This window comes from Cognatishimia sp. MH4019, from assembly GCF_020177595.1.
GTDB lineage: Bacteria > Pseudomonadota > Alphaproteobacteria > Rhodobacterales > Rhodobacteraceae > JAHTBL01.
Genome location: NZ_JAHTBL010000006.1, coordinates 1 through 19055, shown reverse-complemented (window position 1 = coordinate 19055; position 19055 = coordinate 1). Strand labels below are relative to the sequence as shown.

17 protein-coding genes and 1 pseudogene are annotated in these 19055 nt (G+C 59.4%); 7 read left to right on the top strand and 11 right to left on the bottom strand.

Going from position 1 to position 19055, the window contains the following annotated elements:
- Positions 1 to 95 precede the first annotated feature (95 nt).
- Positions 96 to 2057 carry a DNA topoisomerase IV subunit B gene (gene parE, locus KUW67_RS11535; protein WP_224825465.1) on the top strand — a complete coding sequence of 654 codons (1962 nt, stop codon included), beginning with the start codon at positions 96 to 98 and terminating at the stop codon, positions 2055 to 2057.
- Between the two features lie 588 nt (positions 2058 to 2645).
- Here the strand turns inward: parE and KUW67_RS11530 are convergent.
- From KUW67_RS11530 to KUW67_RS11515, 4 genes and pseudogenes are all read right to left on the bottom strand, one after another.
- Positions 2646 to 2901, bottom strand: a pseudogene (locus KUW67_RS11530) (helix-turn-helix domain-containing protein); the annotation flags it as partial.
- Between the two features lie 264 nt (positions 2902 to 3165).
- Positions 3166 to 3402, bottom strand: a complete 237-nt coding sequence (locus KUW67_RS11525; RefSeq protein ID WP_224825464.1) for a hypothetical protein — start codon at positions 3400 to 3402, stop codon at positions 3166 to 3168.
- Between the two features lie 89 nt (positions 3403 to 3491).
- Positions 3492 to 4136: a DUF3047 domain-containing protein gene (locus KUW67_RS11520; RefSeq protein ID WP_224825463.1), complete on the bottom strand. Its 645-nt coding sequence runs from the start codon at positions 4134 to 4136 to the stop codon at positions 3492 to 3494.
- Between the two features lie 72 nt (positions 4137 to 4208).
- Positions 4209 to 4610: a cytochrome c gene (locus KUW67_RS11515; RefSeq protein ID WP_224825462.1), complete on the bottom strand. Its 402-nt coding sequence runs from the start codon at positions 4608 to 4610 to the stop codon at positions 4209 to 4211.
- A gap of 139 nt (positions 4611 to 4749) precedes the next feature.
- Between KUW67_RS11515 and KUW67_RS11510 the strand changes: the two genes are divergently transcribed.
- Entirely contained in the window at positions 4750 to 5184 is a 435-nt protein-coding gene (locus KUW67_RS11510) for a DMT family transporter (RefSeq protein WP_224825461.1), read from the top strand.
- On the opposite strand, the gene KUW67_RS11505 is transcribed toward KUW67_RS11510, so the two are convergent.
- From KUW67_RS11505 to proS, 5 genes are all read right to left on the bottom strand, one after another.
- Positions 5168 to 6142, bottom strand: a complete 975-nt coding sequence (locus tag KUW67_RS11505) for an Ldh family oxidoreductase (RefSeq protein ID WP_224825460.1) — start codon at positions 6140 to 6142, stop codon at positions 5168 to 5170. The genes KUW67_RS11510 and KUW67_RS11505 overlap by 17 nt on opposite strands.
- A gap of 1 nt (position 6143) precedes the next feature.
- Positions 6144 to 6824, bottom strand: a complete 681-nt coding sequence (locus KUW67_RS11500; RefSeq protein WP_224825459.1) for an ABC transporter ATP-binding protein — start codon at positions 6822 to 6824, stop codon at positions 6144 to 6146.
- Entirely contained in the window at positions 6817 to 8100 is a 1284-nt protein-coding gene (locus tag KUW67_RS11495) for a lipoprotein-releasing ABC transporter permease subunit (protein ID WP_224825458.1), read from the bottom strand. The genes KUW67_RS11500 and KUW67_RS11495 overlap by 8 nt, the downstream gene beginning before the upstream one ends.
- 69 nt (positions 8101 to 8169) lie before the next feature.
- Positions 8170 to 9711 carry a trimethylamine methyltransferase family protein gene (locus tag KUW67_RS11490; RefSeq protein WP_224825457.1) on the bottom strand — a complete coding sequence of 514 codons (1542 nt, stop codon included), beginning with the start codon at positions 9709 to 9711 and terminating at the stop codon, positions 8170 to 8172.
- Positions 9712 to 9973: 262 nt separating this feature from the next.
- Entirely contained in the window at positions 9974 to 11311 is a 1338-nt protein-coding gene (gene proS, locus KUW67_RS11485) for a proline--tRNA ligase (protein WP_224825679.1), read from the bottom strand.
- Between the two features lie 173 nt (positions 11312 to 11484).
- Between proS and KUW67_RS11480 the strand changes: the two genes are divergently transcribed.
- The 5 genes from KUW67_RS11480 (at position 11485) to KUW67_RS11460 (ending at position 17674) form a co-directional block, all read left to right on the top strand.
- A complete protein-coding gene (locus KUW67_RS11480; RefSeq protein WP_224825456.1) occupies positions 11485 to 11994 on the top strand; it encodes a fasciclin domain-containing protein in 510 nt (169 codons plus the stop codon).
- Positions 11995 to 12091: 97 nt separating this feature from the next.
- Positions 12092 to 13171 carry an AI-2E family transporter gene (locus tag KUW67_RS11475; RefSeq protein ID WP_224825455.1) on the top strand — a complete coding sequence of 360 codons (1080 nt, stop codon included), beginning with the start codon at positions 12092 to 12094 and terminating at the stop codon, positions 13169 to 13171.
- A 1-nt stretch (position 13172) separates the two neighbouring features.
- Complete coding sequence (locus KUW67_RS11470) at positions 13173 to 13856, top strand: DnaA ATPase domain-containing protein (RefSeq protein ID WP_224825454.1); 684 nt, start codon at positions 13173 to 13175, stop codon at positions 13854 to 13856.
- A gap of 41 nt (positions 13857 to 13897) precedes the next feature.
- Positions 13898 to 16063: an RNA degradosome polyphosphate kinase gene (locus KUW67_RS11465; protein WP_224825678.1), complete on the top strand. Its 2166-nt coding sequence runs from the start codon at positions 13898 to 13900 to the stop codon at positions 16061 to 16063.
- A 48-nt stretch (positions 16064 to 16111) separates the two neighbouring features.
- Positions 16112 to 17674, top strand: a complete 1563-nt coding sequence (locus KUW67_RS11460) for a Ppx/GppA family phosphatase (protein ID WP_224825453.1) — start codon at positions 16112 to 16114, stop codon at positions 17672 to 17674.
- Here KUW67_RS11460 and KUW67_RS11455 read toward each other — a convergent pair.
- Positions 17671 to 18018 carry a hypothetical protein gene (locus KUW67_RS11455; RefSeq protein WP_224825452.1) on the bottom strand — a complete coding sequence of 116 codons (348 nt, stop codon included), beginning with the start codon at positions 18016 to 18018 and terminating at the stop codon, positions 17671 to 17673. The genes KUW67_RS11460 and KUW67_RS11455 overlap by 4 nt on opposite strands.
- Positions 18019 to 18054: 36 nt before the next feature.
- The gene (locus tag KUW67_RS11450; RefSeq protein ID WP_370634971.1) at positions 18055 to 18924 is read right to left on the bottom strand and encodes an endonuclease/exonuclease/phosphatase family protein; all 870 of its coding nucleotides are present in this window, start codon (positions 18922 to 18924) and stop codon (positions 18055 to 18057) included.
- Positions 18925 to 19055 lie beyond the last annotated feature (131 nt).

Here is a 19055-nt window from a genome sequence, read left to right as displayed (position 1 = left end):
GGGCAGGATTGGACCCATCCCGTGCCGATCCATCTTCCCCCGCCCCGTCAAACCTGCTTTATTGGGGAAAACCCTTAAGAATAAGAGCAGCTGCCATGGCCGACGACCTTCTTTCCGGCACCCCGGAGCCTACCGATTACGATGCCTCCTCCATCGAAGTGCTGGAGGGGCTGGAGCCTGTGCGCAAACGCCCAGGCATGTATATCGGCGGCACGGATGAGCGCGCGCTTCATCACATGGTGGCCGAGGTTCTGGATAACTCCATGGACGAGGCTGTCGCCGGGTTCGCCAACCGGATCGAGGTGGAGCTGCACGCGGATTATGCCCTGACCGTGCGTGACAACGGGCGCGGCATTCCGATTGATCCGCATCCCAAGTTTCCCGACAAATCCGCGTTGGAGGTGATTCTCTGCACGCTTCACGCGGGCGGTAAATTCAGCGGCAAGGCGTATCAGACATCGGGCGGCTTGCATGGCGTGGGTGCCTCGGTCGTCAACGCTTTGAGCGACAGCATGGTCGTGCAGGTCGCGCGCAACAAGGAAGTCTACGAGCAACGCTTTTCGCGCGGCGTGCCCTTAGGCGGCGTCGAAAAGGTCGGCGCGGCCCCCAACCGGCGCGGCACCACGGTGACCTTCCACGCCGATGAACAGATTTTCGGCAAGCACCGCTTTAAGCCCGCGCGGCTGTTCAAATCCATCCGCTCGAAGGCTTACCTGTTCTCGGGCGTGGAAATCCGCTGGAAATCCGAGATCGACGATGGCGAGACCCCGACAGAGGCCGTGTTCCACTTCCCCGGCGGCCTGTCGGATTACCTGTCCGAAACGCTGGGCAGCGCCTCGACCTATGCCGAACAGCCCTTCGCGGGCACGGTTGATTTTCAGGAAAAGTTCAACACGCCCGGCAAGGTCGAATGGGCGATCAACTGGACGCCGTCGCGCGACGGGTTCATCCAAAGCTACTGTAACACCGTGCCCACGCCTGAGGGTGGCACCCATGAGGCCGGGTTCTGGGCCGCGATCCTCAAGGGTATCCGGGCCTATGGTGAATTGATAAATAACCGCAAAGCAGGACAGATTACGCGTGATGATTTGATTACGGGCGGTTGCGCGCTGGTCTCATGCTTTATCCGCGAGCCGGAGTTTGTCGGCCAAACCAAGGACCGTCTGGCCACGGTTGAGGCGCAGAAACTGGTCGAGAACGCGGTGCGCGATCACTTTGACAACTGGCTGGCAGCGGATACAAAATCCGCAGGCGCGATCCTCGATTTTCTGGTGCTGCGGGCCGAAGAACGCCTGCGCCGTCGTCAGGAAAAAGAGACCGCACGCAAATCCGCCACCAAGAAGCTGCGCTTGCCCGGCAAGCTGGTCGATTGCTCCGCCACGAACCGCGACGGGACCGAGTTGTTCATCGTCGAGGGCGACAGCGCTGGTGGCTCCGCCAAGATGGCACGCGACCGCAAAACCCAAGCGCTTCTGCCCTTGCGCGGCAAGATCCTGAATGTGCTGGGGGCCGCGTCGTCAAAGCTCGGCTCGAACGCCGAAATCAGCGATTTGACCCAAGCGCTGGGTGTCGGCCTCGGCACCCGCTTCAACGTCGACGATCTGCGCTACGACAAGATCATCATCATGACCGACGCCGATGTCGACGGCGCGCATATCGCGTCACTGTTAATGACGTTCTTCTTCACCCAAATGCGCCCGATGATCGACGCGGGACATCTGTATCTGGCCTGCCCGCCGCTGTTCCGCCTGACCCAAGGGGCCAAGCGGGTCTACTGTCTGGACGAGGTCGAGCGGGACGACTGGCTTGAGAAGGGTCTGGGCGGAAAGGGAAAAATTGACGTCAGCCGCTTCAAAGGTCTGGGCGAGATGGACGCGAAGGACCTCAAGGAGACCACGATGGACCCCGCGTCCCGCAAGCTGATCCGCGTCACGATTGACGAGGACGAACCGGGGGAAACGGGTGATCTGGTCGAGCGGTTGATGGGGAAAAAGCCGGAAATGCGGTTCCAGTATATCCAGGCGAACGCGCAGTTCGTTGAGGAGTTGGATGTTTAGCGTTTTATTGGTCTCGCCTATGTAACAGCATTGCCAAAGCACAGAGAATACCCAGAACAACCGTTTCGACAGGATCCCAATCTTTTCCTAACGAAAGATAACCTCCGAACAGCTCACCGTTTGCTTTTACCTGTACTTCGGCGCCAAAAACAGATGCGATAAACATCGGACCGAGCAAGAGCAAGGTAATCCGAGCGAAAAAGAACTTCGGATTGAACCAAGCGGTCATGAACCCAATCGAGATTGCGAAAAGACTCGTTAGAAGTAGTCTCGTTGGTAAGTCAGATACTGTTGGCAGCGCGGAAGAAAAAAAGAAGAGGACGCCTGCCAGTATCGCTGCGCAAACTGAAAACAGGGCCCACCAGTCGGTAGTTGATGAGGAAACGCTTTGAAAAGAGAGTTTGCTTCCGGGTTCGGCTCGTGTTGCCCGACTTACGATCCAGTTGAAAACATCAAAGACAACTAGCACCGGATAGAAAATCACAAACACGAAACTCTTCACAACCCGAAGTAGCGCTTGGTTCTTGGGTAATTGAGAAATCTTGGGCTTAGTTTCAGTCTGAGTGAAAGGAAACAATTTCTGTTGAGACCCGAACCCACTTTCGAGACAGAATTTATCTAGCGCCCATTCGGGGTCCAGCCCAAGATACCGCGCATAAGACCGCACGTAACCATCGATAAAGCCAGGAGTCTCAAATGCGGATGCATCAGCGTTTTCGATAGCCGAGATGTAGGCCGCCTTAATCTTCAACTCCCTATGAACATCTAGCAGACTTTTTCTCAAAGAGGCCCTTTCGCCACGCATGACGTCCCCTAAGAGGAATTCGTTACCTGAACCAGACATTAGACTAACGCTTCTCCATCCGTCGAAAGCAAACTAGGGTTGCATAGTCTAACTTGCGCCTGTCTGCTAGCGAGTGCTGGTATTTGCGTCTTTCCCAAAAAACAGTATCAACGCGTCAGGGTTTTTGCTGTCTCTTAGGCTTCCTATTGACATGCTGTCCGAACCTCCCCCGTCACGCCCAAGGCATACCCATAGCACCACTCGGGCGCTTCTCGCCCACCCCTCGGTTCGGGCGCGGCGTTTGTTCCAACGCGGTGCGCGACTTTACTCGCACCCGATCCCGTCGTTGTCCCGATCCAGCCCATACACATCCGGCCCTACGACCTGCACAGGGCCGCGCACATAGGCCGGGCCGTTGCCGCTCCCACCTGCGCAATCCACATCCGATGCAATCGGCACACATGCGCCGCGATAGCTGTTATGGCATTGCTGGGCAAAAGCCGGGGTGATGCTGAGAATGGCGACTGTGGCACTCAGGCCAGCGATCATAAAAGACTTCATAAAAATGCTCCGTTAACCAATTATTAATTAAGGTTAACGGAGCTGATTTTCAATGAATGGGCGGCGAAGACGCCTCAAAGGGTGTGCAGTTAACGCAAAACCAATCCGCTCACCTCGGCCCGAATAGCCGTCTCCGTATCATCGCTATCCGCCGACACAGCGACCCCCACCAGCGCATCCGGCGCGCCGCCGAACACCTTGGCATAATCCGCCGCCAGATCGACGCTTTCCGAGAAAGACCCCGTCCCTGCCCCGCGTCTAATCAGCGTCACGCCGCGCGTGTCGAGATAGGGGGAGGCCAGCACTTGCCCCCGGCTGTGATCTCCACCCCAGACATAAACCAGCATCCGCGCGTTCTTGTTGCCCAGAAGCGAGCGTAGACGCGGGTTTGGTCCAGCGCGCTCGGCGCTCGCACGGTCCATGAAGACGAAATAAAGCGAGATGTTGCGGTCATCGCCGCCCTTCACGCGCAGGTCGGTAGGGGGCACTGATTGCGACACGCTCCAGTTCCAGGAGGCCGCGCGTTTGTCCCACATGTCCTGGCCCAGCGCGGAATAGGCGACGGATACCGCCTGATCCGACGCGATCCCCAAAGACCCGCCGCGGAACGCATAGTCATTGTCCGCGGTACGGAAAAACTTTTGCTCTTGCCAGCCCGAGAAAGACACAGGGCCTGCCAAAGCGGGCATGGTGGCGAGGGACAAGGCAAGGGCGAGGACGGAACGATAGAACATTGGGGTCTCCTTTACCCCGGTTAAACCGCGCCCGCGCCCTCACACGCAACGCACGTTCCCGCGAGAGTTATGTCAGCCCTCGCTCTGGATCGTCTCGAGATAGGCGACCAGATCGGCAATCGCGGGGCTGGTCAGGATCGGGGTGCCGTCTGGCGCGCTCATGGCGACGCTGGCACCGCCATCCAGATAAGGGCCGAAGATCGGCATTGGCCCACCATGGGCGATCATCGGGTCACGCCCGTCGACCTGAAAGACCACGCGGACAATGGGGAAGACGCCGTCATTATTTGCGGAAAGTTGCGTCAGATCAGGCGGCGCGATGGTCAGCGCCTCGACCATGGGGCCGTTGCCGGTGGCCTCAAGGCCATGGCAAGCCGCACAGATATCCATGTAAAGCAGGCGTCCGGCGTCGGCATCCTGCGCCGAGGCAGGTGCAGCGAGAAGCAAGGTCAGGGCTAGGGTCAGGGATCGCATATCGGGTCCTCCGTGGTTGGGCATAAGGTCAGTGTAGCAGGGGCAAAGGGCCGCGCCTTGATCCGGATCAGACAAGATGCGCAGGGGTGCTTGCGCCTCGTCCCCCACTGACACAGGATGCGCGAGAAAGGGAGAGGCCATGCCATTTTATGCTCTGACGATGCTGACTGCCGGGATCGGCATCCCCATTTTGGCAGCTCTGAACGCAGCACTCGGAACCCGGATCGGATCAGCCGCCAGCGCGTCGGTTGTGCTTTTTGCAGTGGCCTTTATCTGCGCGGCGGTGGTGGCGCTGACACAAGGCCCCGGCGCATTGGGAAAGGTTGCGACCGCGCCGAAATACTTGCTGTTCGCAGGCGCGTTGATCGCGTTTTACGTGCTGACGATCACCGCAATCGCACCGCGATTTGGTGTCGGCAATGCGGTGTTTTTTGTATTGCTGGGGCAGCTGATCTCTGCCGCGGCCATCGACCATTTCGGACTGTTTGGCGCGCAGGTCAGCGCGCTTGGCCCGATGCGTGCAGCGGGCATTGCGCTGATGGCGGTCGGGGTCTTTCTTACGCAGAAAGCCTGAGCGTCAGGTCCCAAAGCGCGTCGGGCACGTCGACATGGGTCATGGCAGTGCGATGCGCACCTGGGATGCGCGCGCCCTCTTGTGCTTCAACCGCGTCGATGACCCGCGCCATGCGGGCGCCGAAATCGGGTGAGACGGAAGGATCGAGGATCACATAGGTCTGGCCCAGCCCGTGGGGTGGCCCATCGGGCAGCTTCAGACCGCCGACATCCAGCGAGTTAACCGATCCGGTGAGGGCCGCTGCCATCACCTCGCCCATCAAGCCAAAGCCCCAGCCTTTGTAGCCGCCCGTGCTGACCAGAGAGCCTTTCAGTGCCGCCTCTGGGTCGGTTGTGGGCTGACCGTCGGCATCCACAGCCCAGCCAAGCGGGATCGCTTCGCCTGCCGCTTTGGCCATGGTGATCTTGCCTAAGGCGACGGCTGAGGTTGAGAAATCGAACTGCATCGCAGGCGCGCCCTCACCCGGAACGGCCATCGAGATCGGGTTGGTGCCGATCACCCGGTCCTTGCCGCCGGGAGGGGCCACAATGGGCGAGGCGTTGGTAAAGCCAATCGCGATGAACCCCGCCTCCGCAATCTGTTCGGTGAAGTAGCCCAAAGAGGTGCAAGTATGCGCGTGGGCCACCGCGAGTGTCGCAGTGCCGTTTGTTTTCGCCGCCTCCAAAGCCATTGGCAGCGCACGGGTGAAAGCCGGTTGCGCAAAGCCGTAGCGCGCGTCGGACTTGATGAAGCCGGGGCGGATCGCTTGCACATCCGGCTCCACATCGCCTTTCACGCGACCGGATTTCAACTGAGTGCAGTAGCTTTCAAGGTAGTAAAGTCCGCAAATAATATTGCCGAGGGCTTCGGCGCGGGCGACGGCCTTGGCGACCTCTTCGGCAATCCAAGTTGCTGCGCCGTGGTTGGTTAACGCCTTGCGGCTGGTCTCGTAAATTTCGGTCACGGCAACTTTGGGCATATCATTCACTCAGATGGCCTTGATCAAGGCGCAGGACACGGTCCATCCGTGCAGCCAGATCAAGATTGTGGGTTGCGATCAAGGCCGACAGGCCGGTGGTGCGAACAAGCTCCATCAGGGCTTCAAAAACGCGGTCTGAGGTGGCGGGATCAAGGTTGCCCGTCGGCTCATCGGCCAGCAAAAGCTGGGGTTCATTGGCCAAAGCGCGGCAGAAGGCAACGCGCTGTTGCTCGCCACCCGACAGGGCTGCGGGGCGATTGCCCGCGCGATGCTCGACCCCGACGCGGCTTAACAAATCAGTGGCGCGGGCGTTTGCACTGGCCTTGGAAACTCCATTGGCCAATTGCGGCAAGACGATATTTTCCGCCGCTGTGAACTCCGGCAGCAAATGGTGAAACTGGTAAACAAAGCCAATATTCTCGCGCCGCGCGGCGGTGCGGCGACGGTCGGGGAGTTTCGTCAGATCGGTTCCCGCGATCTCGACCGTGCCAGCATCTGCCGTATCCAGCAGACCTGCGATATGTAGCAATGTAGACTTGCCCGCTCCGGACGGGGCGACCAATGCCACGACCTCGCCCTTGCGGACCTCCAGATCAAGACCGCGCAGCACGGCGACTTCGTTTGACTTACCCTTGTTATAGGCCTTCTCGATCCCGCGCAGGCGGAGAGTAACATCACTCATAACGCAACGCCTCCACCGGGTTCAGGCGCGCGGCACGGCGCGCGGGGAAGATCGTCACGATAAAGGAAAGCCCCAGCGACAGACCCACGGCAGACAGCACGTCCGCCAGCTCCAGCTTGGCTGGCAGCGCATAAATCCCGCGGATCGACGGGTCCCAGACGCCGCCGCCCGAAATCATGTTCACCACGCTGAAAATCGGGTCGATATAGATCGCGAAAAGACAGCCAAGGATCACACCCAGCGCCGTGCCAATCAGCCCGGTGAACGCACCGCAAATGAAGAAAACGCGCAGCAGTGACCCTTCGGTCAACCCCATCGTCCGCAAAATCCCAATGTCGCGCCCCTTGTTCTTTACCAGCATAATCAGGCCCGAAATGATATTCATTGCCGCGATCAGAACGAGGATCGACAGGATGATGAACATTACGTTGTCCTCGATATCCAGCGCGCGCAGAAAGCTGCCCGACGCATCGCGCCAGGTCCACAAAAGCGCGCGCTCTCCACCGGCTTGCAAAAGCGGTAAGGTCAGATCGTCGATCGCCTCTGGCTCCTCGACCATGACCTCCAACTCGTCGGCCACGCCGTCGCGGTTGAAGTAAAGCTGCGCCTCTTCAAACGGCATGTAGACGCGTGTGCGATCAATGTCATACCGCCCGGCAGTAAAGATATAGACGACCTCATAGGCATTCACCCGCGGGCTGGTGCCAAACGCGGTTTTCACTCCGTTGGGCGAGATCAGCTTGATCCGGTCGCCCAGCCGCAACCCAAGCTCGCGCGCGATGCCAGAGCCGATGGCAACCCCTTCGGAGAACCGCCCGATATCACCCTGAGAGACCTCTGGATTGGCCACGCGCGGGATCGTGTTCAGATCCGGCTCCGAGATGCCAAAGACCTGCACGCCGGTGTTGTTCTGGCCGGCATTGGCCATCACTTGGCCCTTAACCAGAGGGGCCACACGCGTCACGCCGGGGATGGCGCGAATGCGCTCGGCCATGGCCTCATAATCGTCAATCGTGCGGGACTGCACGCCGAACTCGTTGACGACGGTCGAGTTATAAACCGTCACATGCGCATTCGCGCCAAGGATCGTATCAACGAACTCGGCCCGAAAACCCGACCGCACGGCCAGCGTTGCGATCAGCGCGAAAACGGCCAGCGTGATGCCGATCAGGCTGATCCACGTCATCGTGCTGACGCCACCTTCGGCCTTTTTGGCTCGCAGGTAGCGCCATGCAATCATCCATTCAAACGGGGCAAAGGGGGCTGTTTTGGCCATTGAAATCCTTGCAAACTGCTCACGGCGGACCGTGCGGCCTTTGCGCGGGATGGTCAAGCAACTGCCGCGTTACCCGGCGGGCAAATGGATGTTGAACCGCGCCCGGATCGCCTGATCCACGTCAGCAGCGAGGCGGCATCGGCTGCCTTCCGCCAATATGGCCTGCATGCGCGCAGTCGCGTTTTCCAGAAGGTCGGGCTTGCCGCGCTCTTCCCATTCCTTGGGAGAGGACCGGTCCGCTGTCTCAGGGTAAATATACTCGGTCTGCATCAGTCGCAGGGTCTGATCACTGCCTAGATAATGGCCCGGCCCGCCGACACATGTCGCCGCCATCGTCTCAAGGCTGAGCGTGTCCTCATTCACCTCGATGCCGCGAATACAGCGCAGGGCCTGCCCCAGCAGATCATCCCCAAGCACTAGAGATTGCTGACAAAATCCCAGAAGGGACGCATGCATACCCGCAGCCTCATAAACCATGTTCAAGCCCGACAGACCGGCCATGACGTTCGACATCGCCTGCTCCCAACCCGCCTGCATGTCGGGCAACTTGGCGTCCGCGATGCCTGCCGCCGCGCCACAAGGTAGCCCGTAAAACCGCCCCATCTGAGCACACCCAGCGGTCAGCAGCGCCTGCTCGCCGGAACCGCCCGACATCGCCCCCGTCCGCAAATCGCTCACAAAGGGCCATGTGCCGAAAACCGCCGGATGACCGGGCGCGATGGCGTTCACATAGACAACACCAGCCAGACATTCGGCGACCGCCTGCACGATGGCTCCTGCAATTGGTGCAGGTGCGGTAGCGCCCGCCTGCCCGGCTGAGAGCAACAAAACCGGCATGCCGCCCCGGATCATCGCCTCCATCGTTTCGCAGGATTCGGTCGCGAATTTCATCGGTGGGACGACAAAGCAGTTGGAGTTCAGCACGAAGGGACGCGCGCGCCACGCATCCTCGGACCCGGCGATCATGTGCAAAAGTTCCAGCACATCGGCACAGAAATCCGGCTCGGAGATTGAGGTGCCGATATGCTTGGTGGTGCCGCTGACGCAAGCGTAGATCGTGTTCAGATCCATCTCGCGGTTGTTCGCGATATCACGTGCGACGATAGGGCGTTGCAGAAAGTGGATGTTGTCCAAACGGTCGACAAGGCAGGCGGCCTTGTAGAGGTCCTGCAAGGTGCTATCGCGGTAGTCGCCGGTGACCGGATCGGCGATATGCACCGCTGCGCCTGCAGTGCCAAAATGCACTTTGGTGCCGCTGAGGTCCAGATCATGCTGCGGATCGCGGGCGCATAGGGTCAGGTCCTTGGCGGCCACACTCAGCATGTCTTCGATCAAGGCGCGGGGATAACGCAGGCGGCCATCCTCACCGAGGATCGCTCCGGCTTTGGTCATCACCTCGATGCCACTTTGCGGCGCATCGGCCAAACCGATGGTTTCCAGCGCCGTCAGGGCGGCGTCGTGGATACGCGCGATATCGGCGTTGGTCAGCGGGTTATAGGTGCCCCCTTCAAGGCCTGCGCGCACTGGGCGCACATCTTCGGTCAGCGGGGCGGCGCGCAGCGCTTTGCGGGCGGCGCGACCTCCGGAACGGCGGGGTTTGAGCTGGTTCATAACTTGGGTCCTTTGATCTGAAAGAGAGGGTAAGGCTCAGATCAAAGGGGCTCCGCGCGCGGCGCGGCCACGTTGGGCACCGATGGTGCGGATGGTCAGTATAAAACGCCAAAAGATGTGCATGGCGGTCCTCCCACCACACAACATGCCACGAAACAGGACATGCGCGCGCTCAAATACGACAAAGCGTCGTTTTCAGCCTGCGTGCAGAAGAGTTTTCAGAAAACTCTTTCAAAACTTTTCAGAAAAGTTTTCGCCCCACTCAGAGCGTGGCGTAGATTTTCGCAACCTTTTCAATGGCCTGCTCGGGGGGCAGCTCTTCGCTTTCGCCAGTGCGACGGCAGGTTAACTCCACCACACCGTTCTTCAGCCCGCGCGGGCCAACCGTGATGCGCCACGGCAAACCGATCAGGTCCATTGTCGCAAACTTGCCGCCAGCGCGTTCGTTGCGGTCGTCATAAAGCGGCTCAAGCCCCAACGCAGTCAGCGATGCGTAGAGCGCCTCACACGCGGCATCTGCTTCGTCATCGCCTTGCTTGAGGTTCACGATCCCGCAATGGAACGGCGTCACCCCTTCCGGCCAGATGATGCCCTTGTCGTCATGGCTGGCCTCGATGATCGCGCCCAGCAGGCGCGACACACCGATGCCGTGGCTGCCCATATGGACCGGCACACGCTCGCCTTTGTCATTCACGACATTGGCGCCCATCGCGTCGGAATACTTGGTGCCGAAATAGAAAATCTGACCCACTTCGATCCCGCGCGAGGATTTACGGCGGGCCTCGGGCACTTCGTTAAAAAGCGCCTCGTCATGGGTCTCGTCCGTGCGCGCATAGGGCGTCGTCCACTCGTCCACGATGGCTTTGCATGCGTCCCAATCGTCATAGTCGACGGCACGATCCCCAAAGGTCAGATCGGTGATGGCGCTGTCGTAGAACACCTCGCTCTCGCCGGTGTCCGCGAGCACAAGGAACTCATGCGTGTCATCGCCCCCAATCGGGCCACTATCCGCGCGCATCGGGATGGCCTGCAGGCCCATCCGCTCGTAACTGCGCAGGTAGCTGACCATGTGGCGATTATAGGCGTGCATCGCGCTGTCATAGTCGATGTCGAAATTGTAGCCGTCTTTCATATAGAATTCGCGGCCGCGCATCACGCCAAAACGCGGGCGGATCTCGTCGCGGAACTTCCACTGGATGTGATAAAGCGTCAGCGGCAGGTCCTTGTAGCTGCCCACATGGCTGCGGAAGATATCCGTGATCAGCTCTTCATTGGTGGGCCCGTAAAGCATATCGCGCCCGTGCCGATCCGACATGCGTAGCATTTCTTCGCCGTAATCCTCATAGCGTCCGCTTTCGCGCCACAGATCAGCTGATTGCAGCGTCGGCATCAGCATCGGGATGTGACCGGCACGGATTTGTTCCTCGTGCACGATGTTTTCGATGTTTTTCAGAACTTTGAAGCCCATCGGCAGCCATGAATAGATTCCCGCGCTGGCTTGCTTGATCATCCCAGCCCGCAGCATCAGCCGGTGGCTGACGATCTGCGCTTCGGCAGGGTTTTCTTTCAAAACGGGCAGGAAATAGCGGCTCAGGCGCATCGGGGTCATCCACAGTCAAAGAACGGTCCCAAGCGGTGTAGCGGCGCATATCGGCACAGACAAGTGATCACGCGTGATAACAGACGCGTCAGAACGGTGAACCGCTTTGACGCGCCTGCCGTAACCCCTTGCACATGCAAAGAGCATGGTTTGCAAAACAAAGGATAAGAACGATGAAAAACATCTTCAAGATGACGGTTGCCGCTGCCACTTTCGCCGCGACCACAGCCAGCGCCAACACTGTTGTTGATATCGCCGCGGGAGACGAGCGTTTCACAACCCTCGTCGCCGCCGTTCAAGCCGCGGGTCTCGCCGAGACGCTCTCCGGCCCCGGCCCGTTTACCGTCTTCGCGCCCATCAATGATGCTTTCGCCGCCTTGCCAGATGGCACGGTCGAGACATTGCTGCAGCCCGAAAACAAGGACCAGCTGACCAATGTGCTGCTCTATCATGTCGATGACCGCAACCTGAGTGCAGCCGACATCCCCGCAGGCTCCAATTTCTTCAAGCCGATCCTCGCGTCCGAGCGCACCTGCATTACAAAAGGTGCAAACGGTGTGACAGTCGCTGATGGCACCGGGGAGATGGCCAATGTCATCATCGCCGACATCCAGGCAGACAATGGCGTGATCCACGTGATCGACAAAGTGCTGCTGCCAGGCACGCGTCCGGACTGCCACTAACAGGACCGCTCCGTCGGCCCCGGGGGTCGGCGGAGCCCCCTTGCAAGCCTGACCGCAACGCGCAATGTAGATCACGACCGATATCGTTGAGGCGCTCATGGGCTTACCCGTCGAACAACAAGCAAAATACTGGAGCATCGTCACAGCGGTGCTATTCATTATCCTGTGGTTTCTTGGGGATGTGATCTTGCCCTTCGTGCTAGGCGGCGCGCTGGCCTATTGTCTTGATCCCATCGCAGACCGTTTGCAGAAAATGGGCCTCAGCCGGATTGCCAGCACGATCGTCATCACCCTTGTGGCGCTGGTTATCTTCACTGTCCTGATCCTTCTTGTCGTCCCGACCCTGATCCAGCAAACCAGCGCGCTGATCCGCTCTGCGCCCGAAATTTTCAACAATCTGCAGACCTTTCTGGCCGAACGCTTCCCCTCGATCATGGTCGAGGACAGCACGATCCGTCAGCAACTCCTCAAAATCGGGGAGGCGATCGAATCCCGCGGGGCCGAGCTTCTCAACACCGTCGTGACCTCGGCGGCAGGGCTGGTGAACATTCTCGTTCTGGTGGTGATCGTGCCTGTCGTGACGTTCTATCTGCTGCTTGACTGGGACAACATGACCGCCAAGATCGACGATCTTTTGCCCCGCGATCACGCCCCGACCGTGCGTCATCTGGCAAAAGAGATCGACAAGACCCTCGCCTCCTTCATTCGCGGCCAAGGCACGGTCTGCTTGATCCTTGGCACGTATTACGCTGTGGCCCTGATGATCATCGGGCTTAACTTCGGCCTTGTCGTGGGCTTTATCGCCGGGCTGATTTCCTTCATTCCCTATGTGGGGGCTGTCGTCGGCGGAGGGCTCGCGCTGGGTCTGGGGATTTTCCAGTTCTGGGGCGAATGGTATATGTTGGCCGCTGTAGCTGCCGTTTTCTTCTCGGGCCAGATGGTCGAAGGCAATATCCTGACGCCAAACCTTGTGGGCAGCAGCGTCGGGCTACACCCGGTCTGGCTGATCTTTGCGCTGTCGGTCTTCGGCTCACTTTTCGGCTTTGTCGGAATGCTTGTCGCTGTCCCCGTCGCCGCCATGATCGGCGTCATAGCGCGGTTTGCGATCAGCCGGTATAAAGACGGACGGCTCTATAATGGTCTTTCGGGCCAGCAAGAACCCAACACTGACGACTGATATGGCCAAACAACTCACCTTTGATCTGCCCAGCAAAACGGCTTTGGGGCGCGAGGATTTCTTTGTCTCGCCCGCCAATGCGACCGCCGTCGCAACGTTGGAGACGCCTGCCCTTTGGCCCAACGGCAAACTGGTGCTGACCGGCCCGACAGGTGCAGGCAAAACCCATCTCGCCCATGTCTGGGCCAGTGATGTGGGCGCGCAATTGATTGCCGCCGATGCCCTCACGGCGCAGGATATCGACGCGCTGGCCACCCACCCCATCGCGGTCGAGGATGCCGACCAGATCGCTTCAGACACTGCCGCGCAAACCACCCTATTTCACCTGCACAACCGTATGGCTGAACGGGGTCAGCCGTTGCTGTTGACCGCAAGCACCGCACCCAGCCAATGGGCCTTGACGTTGCCCGATCTGGCCAGCCGGATGCAGGCGACGAACACCGTTGCCATCGCCTTGCCGGATGATGCGTTACTCAGCGCGGTGCTGCTCAAGCTCTTTGATGATCGCCAGCTCAAGCCCGCCTTGACCGTGGTGAAGTATCTGGCCGCCAATATGGACCGCTCTTTTGCCCAAGCTGGCACCATCGTGGCGGCCATGGACGCCGAAGCGTTGCAATCGGGGCGCGAGATCAATCGCGGCTTGGCCATTGATATACTGGACAAAATCGCCACCTCAGGTGCATGATTGTCACTTCCCTGATACAAAGCGCCCCCATGAACCCCGTTATGAGCCCTGCTGATTTTCTGAAAGCGCCCTTCCCCGAGCCCGTCGCGGTCGAGGGGGACATGACGACACCATCGCGGTTTTTCAATCGAGAGCTTAGCTGGGTTGGCTTCAATTGGCGCGTGCTGGAAGAAGCCGAAAACCCGCGCGTTCCTTTGCTGGAACGTCTGCGCTTCTTGTCTATCTCGGCCACCAATCTGGACGAATTCTTCACGGTCCGCGTTGCAGGCCTGCGCGAACTGGCCAATGCGGGCAACACAACCCCCGCTGCCGATGGTCTCACGCCAGCCGAGCAGCTCAAGCTGATCAACGCAGACGCCCGCAATTTGATGGAGCGTCAGCAAAGCATTTTTCAGAAGATCCGCTCGCAGATGGAAGCCGAAGGCATTACCCTCATGGCCCCCGACGCGTTGGACAAGGAAGACAAGTCCTTTCTGACAGAGCATTTTTTGACGCAAGTCTTCCCGGTTCTGTCGCCCCTCGCGATTGACCCTGCGCACCCGTTCCCCTTCCTGCCGAATGAAGGCTATTCGCTTGCTCTCTCGCTGGAGCGCAAGACCGACAAGACGCCTTTGCAAGCGCTTTTGCCGATCCCACATCAGATCGACCGCTTCGTGAAGCTGCCCGGCGACATCGCGCGTTTTGTGTTGCTCGAAGACCTGCTGCTTTCGCATTTCGACAGCCTCTTTCCCGGTTACAAACTCAAAGGGCACTGCACCTTCCGCGTGCTGCGCGACAGTGATCTTGAGGTTGAGGACGAAGCAGAAGACCTTGTGCGCGAATTTGAAACCGCTCTGAAACGCCGCCGTCGCGGTGAAGTGGTCCGCATGAAGCTTTCGGCGGGCGCCCCCGACGCGCTTAAGGCGCTCTTGATGGACGAACTTGATGTGTCCGACGAAGAGGTCGTTGAAGTGGACGGCATGATCGGCATTTCTGACCTGTCTGAACTGGTCCTGGATGATCGCCCCGATCTGCTATGGCCGCAGTTTACACCTCGCGTGCCGGAAAGGGTCAGCGATCACGAAGGCGATATGCTCGCCGCGATCCGCCAGAAGGACATGCTTCTGCATCACCCATACGAGACATTCGACATGGTCGTGCGCTTCATCCGCCAAGCCGCCCGCGACCCGAATGTTGTTGCGATCAAACAGACGCTCTATCGCACGTCGAAGAATTCTCCGATTGTCGAGGCGCTCTGCGAAGCGGCGGAGGACGGCAAATCCGTCACCGCGCTGGTCGAGTTGAAGGCCCGCTTTGACGAGGCCGCCAACATCCGCCAATCGCGCCGTCTGGAACGCGCGGGCGCGCATGTGGTTTACGGTTTCATCAACTATAAAACCCACGCCAAGATCAGCACGGTTGTACGCCGCGAGGGCGACAAACTGGTCACCTATACCCATTACGGCACCGGAAATTACCACCCGATCACCGCACGCATCTACACTGATGTGTCGCTGTTCACCTGCGATCCGGCGCTGGGGCGCGACGCCACCAAGGTCTTCAATTTCCTGTCGGGATACGCCCAACCGGACGAGTTGGAAAATCTCTCCATCTCGCCGCTCACACTGAAATCGACCCTGCTGGATCGCATCGCCGCCGAAGCCGATTACGCCAAGAACGGCAAACCCGCCGAGATTTGGGCCAAGATGAATTCGCTGATCGACAGCGATGTGATCGACGCGCTTTATGCGGCCTCGCAGGCAGGTGTGAAGATCAACCTTGTGATCCGCGGCATCTGTGGTTTGCGCCCCGGCATCAAGGGCCTGAGCGAGAATATCCGTGTGAAATCAATTGTCGGGCGCTTTCTGGAACACTCCCGCATCGTCTGTTTCGGCAATGGATACGGGCTGCCCCACAAGAAAGCCCGCGTCTATATCTCGTCCGCCGATTGGATGGGCCGAAACCTCAATCGCCGCGTCGAAACCCTGATCGAGATCGAAAATTCGACTGTCAAAGCACAGATCGTCAGTCAGGTCATGGCCGCCAATCTGGCTGATGTTGCCCAAAGCTGGGTCATGGGGCCGGATGGCAGTTTCACCCGCGCCAAAATCCCCGATGGCACGTTCGCCTTCAACTGCCACCGCTTCTTCATGGAGAACCCGTCGCTGTCGGGTCGCGGCTCTGCCGGGGCCAGCGATGTGCCAAAGCTCACCCACACCGAGGATTGACGGAACGCCTGCGCTGTCGCATCAAAGGACAGACGCCCGGGGGACTTCATGGACGACGCACGCGCCGAGCCATCCGTAGATATCGCTCAATCCGAGGATTGGGGACCATTCGGTCGCCCGCTTTTTGAGGACCCGTCTGCCCGCGCGCTAAGCCGTGTCGGCGTGGTTGATGTCGGCTCAAACTCGGTTCGTCTGGTCGTGTTTGACGGCGCGGCCCGGTCGCCTGCGTATTTTTACAACGAAAAGATCATGTGCGCGCTAGGGGCGGGGCTGTCTGACACGGGCCATCTGAACCCCGAAGGCCGCGTTCGTGCGCTGTCCGCCATCAAGCGCTTTCAACGCTTGGCCGAAGGCATGGGCATTACGCCATTGACCGCTGTGGCCACCGCCGCCGTCCGCGAAGCCAGCGACGGCCCTGAGTTCCGCGACGAGGTCGAGGCTGAAACCGGCTTGCGCCTCTGGGTCATCGACGGCGAGGAAGAGGCCCGCCTATCCGCCCAAGGTGTCCTACTGGGCTGGCCCGGCAGCTACGGTCTGGTCTGCGATATCGGCGGCTCGTCAATGGAGCTTGCGACCCTTTGGGAAGGTCGCGTCGGCAAGCGCGTCACCTCCCCCCTTGGTCCGCTTAAGCTGAAAGACGTCAAAGGCGGCAAGAAAGGCGCGAAGGCCCATATCAAAGAGGTCATGTCCGGCCTCAAGGACGAGATCGACTGGACCAATCAGCGGCTTTTTCTCGTCGGTGGGTCGTGGCGCGCGATCGCCCGGCTCGATATGGAACGGCGCGGCTATCCGCTTTACGTGCTGCACGAATACCGCATGACTGCCACATCCGTCCGCGAAACCGTCAAATGGATCGCCGATCAGGATCTTGATGAGCTGCGCTCGCGCGTCGGGATTTCGTCGGCGCGTATGTCGCTGATCCCGCTCGCCTCGCTTGTGCTGAAAGAGCTTGTGCGCCAATTCAAGCCCCGCGACATCGCGATCTCAAGCTACGGCATCCGCGAAGGAATGCTGTACGAGCAAATGCCCCAACGCTTGCGCGACCGCGATCCCCTGATCGAGGCCTGCCGTTTTGCCGAGGCCAAGGACGCCCGGCTGCCCGGTTTCGGCAAGACGCTGCATAACTTCATCAGCCCGCTTTTCCGCGCCGCTAACCCGCAGCGCAAACGCATTATCAAAGCCGCCTGTCTGCTCCACGATGTCAGCTGGCGCGCCCATCCCGACTACCGCGCCGAAGTGACATTCGATAACGCTACCCGCGCCAATCTGGGTGGCCTCAAACACTCCGAACGTGTGTTTCTGGGGCTGTCCCTGCTGCACCGCTATCGTAACAAGCGCGAAGGGACGCGCTTTGAAGACCTTTGCGAGTTACTTACGGAAAAAGAGCAGAACGAAGCCGAAATCCTTGGCAAAGCGATGCGCTTTGGCGCGATGCTTTGGCTGCAACCGGGAGGGCAGATGGGTGAATTGCGCTGGTTCCCCAAGAAAAAACTGCTGGAACTGGTGCTAACCAAAGACGCCGTCGCACTTTATGGCGAGGTTGCCGAGGCGCGCTTCAATTCACTCGCAAGCTCGCTGGAAGCCGAAACGAAGGTTCGCGTCGCGCGCTAAATCTCGATCTCACCGTCCTGCAACGGCTCGGGCTTGCGGCGAATAATAATGTCGCCATTATCCAGCATCTCGGGCGCTTCATAATTGCTGAAATCATCGACCATTTCGGCCAGATCCGCCAGCGCAGGCCCCATCTTGGACATCAGATCGCGAAACTTCGGCTCAAGCTCGCGGGTCATGCTCTCCAACTCGTCCAGACGCGGCTGCATCTCTTGCATCAGCCCTTCAAACAGCAGCTTCGCGCCACGTTCCATCAGGCTAAAACCCTCCTCCACCTCGCTGTCTTGGGCGACAGCAGGGGTCAAGGTCAGCGAGAGGGCAAGGGCAGCAGCGATCTGTTTCATATGATGAATATAGGCGAAAACCGCGCCGATTTTAAGTCAAACCTGCAAATCAACCGTGACCGGAAAATGATCTGACGCGGTCAAAAGTGCTTCGCGCAGTTCAGGCATATGAAAGCAGCCCGCATCCTCGAACGGGTGCCAGATACGCCAGCGCGGGTTGGTCTTGCGAATATCAGCCGAGACCATGATGTAATCCAACAAAGCCTGTAAGTATCTGTTTTCATGCGCAAGAAAGAAGCGCGATGACGTTGGCACTGCCCCAATACGCTGCGTGAGGGCAGCGCGCGCATGGGGGTCGAACAGGGCAGTATCGCCTTCGCCCAGCACAATCTCGACGCTGGAGCGTCCAAAGAGCTTTTCATACTCGTCCAGCCCGGGACCATCGTTGAAATCACCTAGAACAATCAGCGGATCGCCCGCCTCCAGATGTTGTGTGACCCGCGCGCGCAGCCAGATGCACTGCGCCAGTTGCTTGCGCCGGTTCGCAATCGAGATGCGCATCACCTCGTCCGGCGTCCGCGCGCCATGGGGTGCTTTGGATTTTGCATGCACTCCGATCATTCGAAAGGCAAAACCAGACGCCGCTTCAACCGCGACCTCCAACGGCGGCTTCGAGAAGGACACAACCTCCGCCGCCGCGTCGATATCCAAATCAATCGCAAAATCCGTGTCAAAACCGGGTGCTGCATCGCTGTCCTGCGGATCATGCCGCGCGCTCAGAACATCCGGGTCATAAAGCAGCGTAATTTCCTGCTGCGTGTCATTGGCAAAGCCCATCAGAGCAACCCGCGCGCGCAGATCAAACTGCGCGGCAAAGCCTTCCAAGGCGCGCGCGCCATCGCGGTTTCGGTTCGTGTCGGGGGCCTCGATCACCATGACCGCATCGGCATCCAGCGCACGAAACACGCGCCCGATTTTGTTGAAAAACTCTTCTTTTCTGACGCTTTGGTTTGCGTCATCGCGTTAATTTACTGGGATGTCCGAAGTAGGACCGCGCTCTTACTCAAAGGCTGGGTCCATCGGCTTGAGCTTTGCCA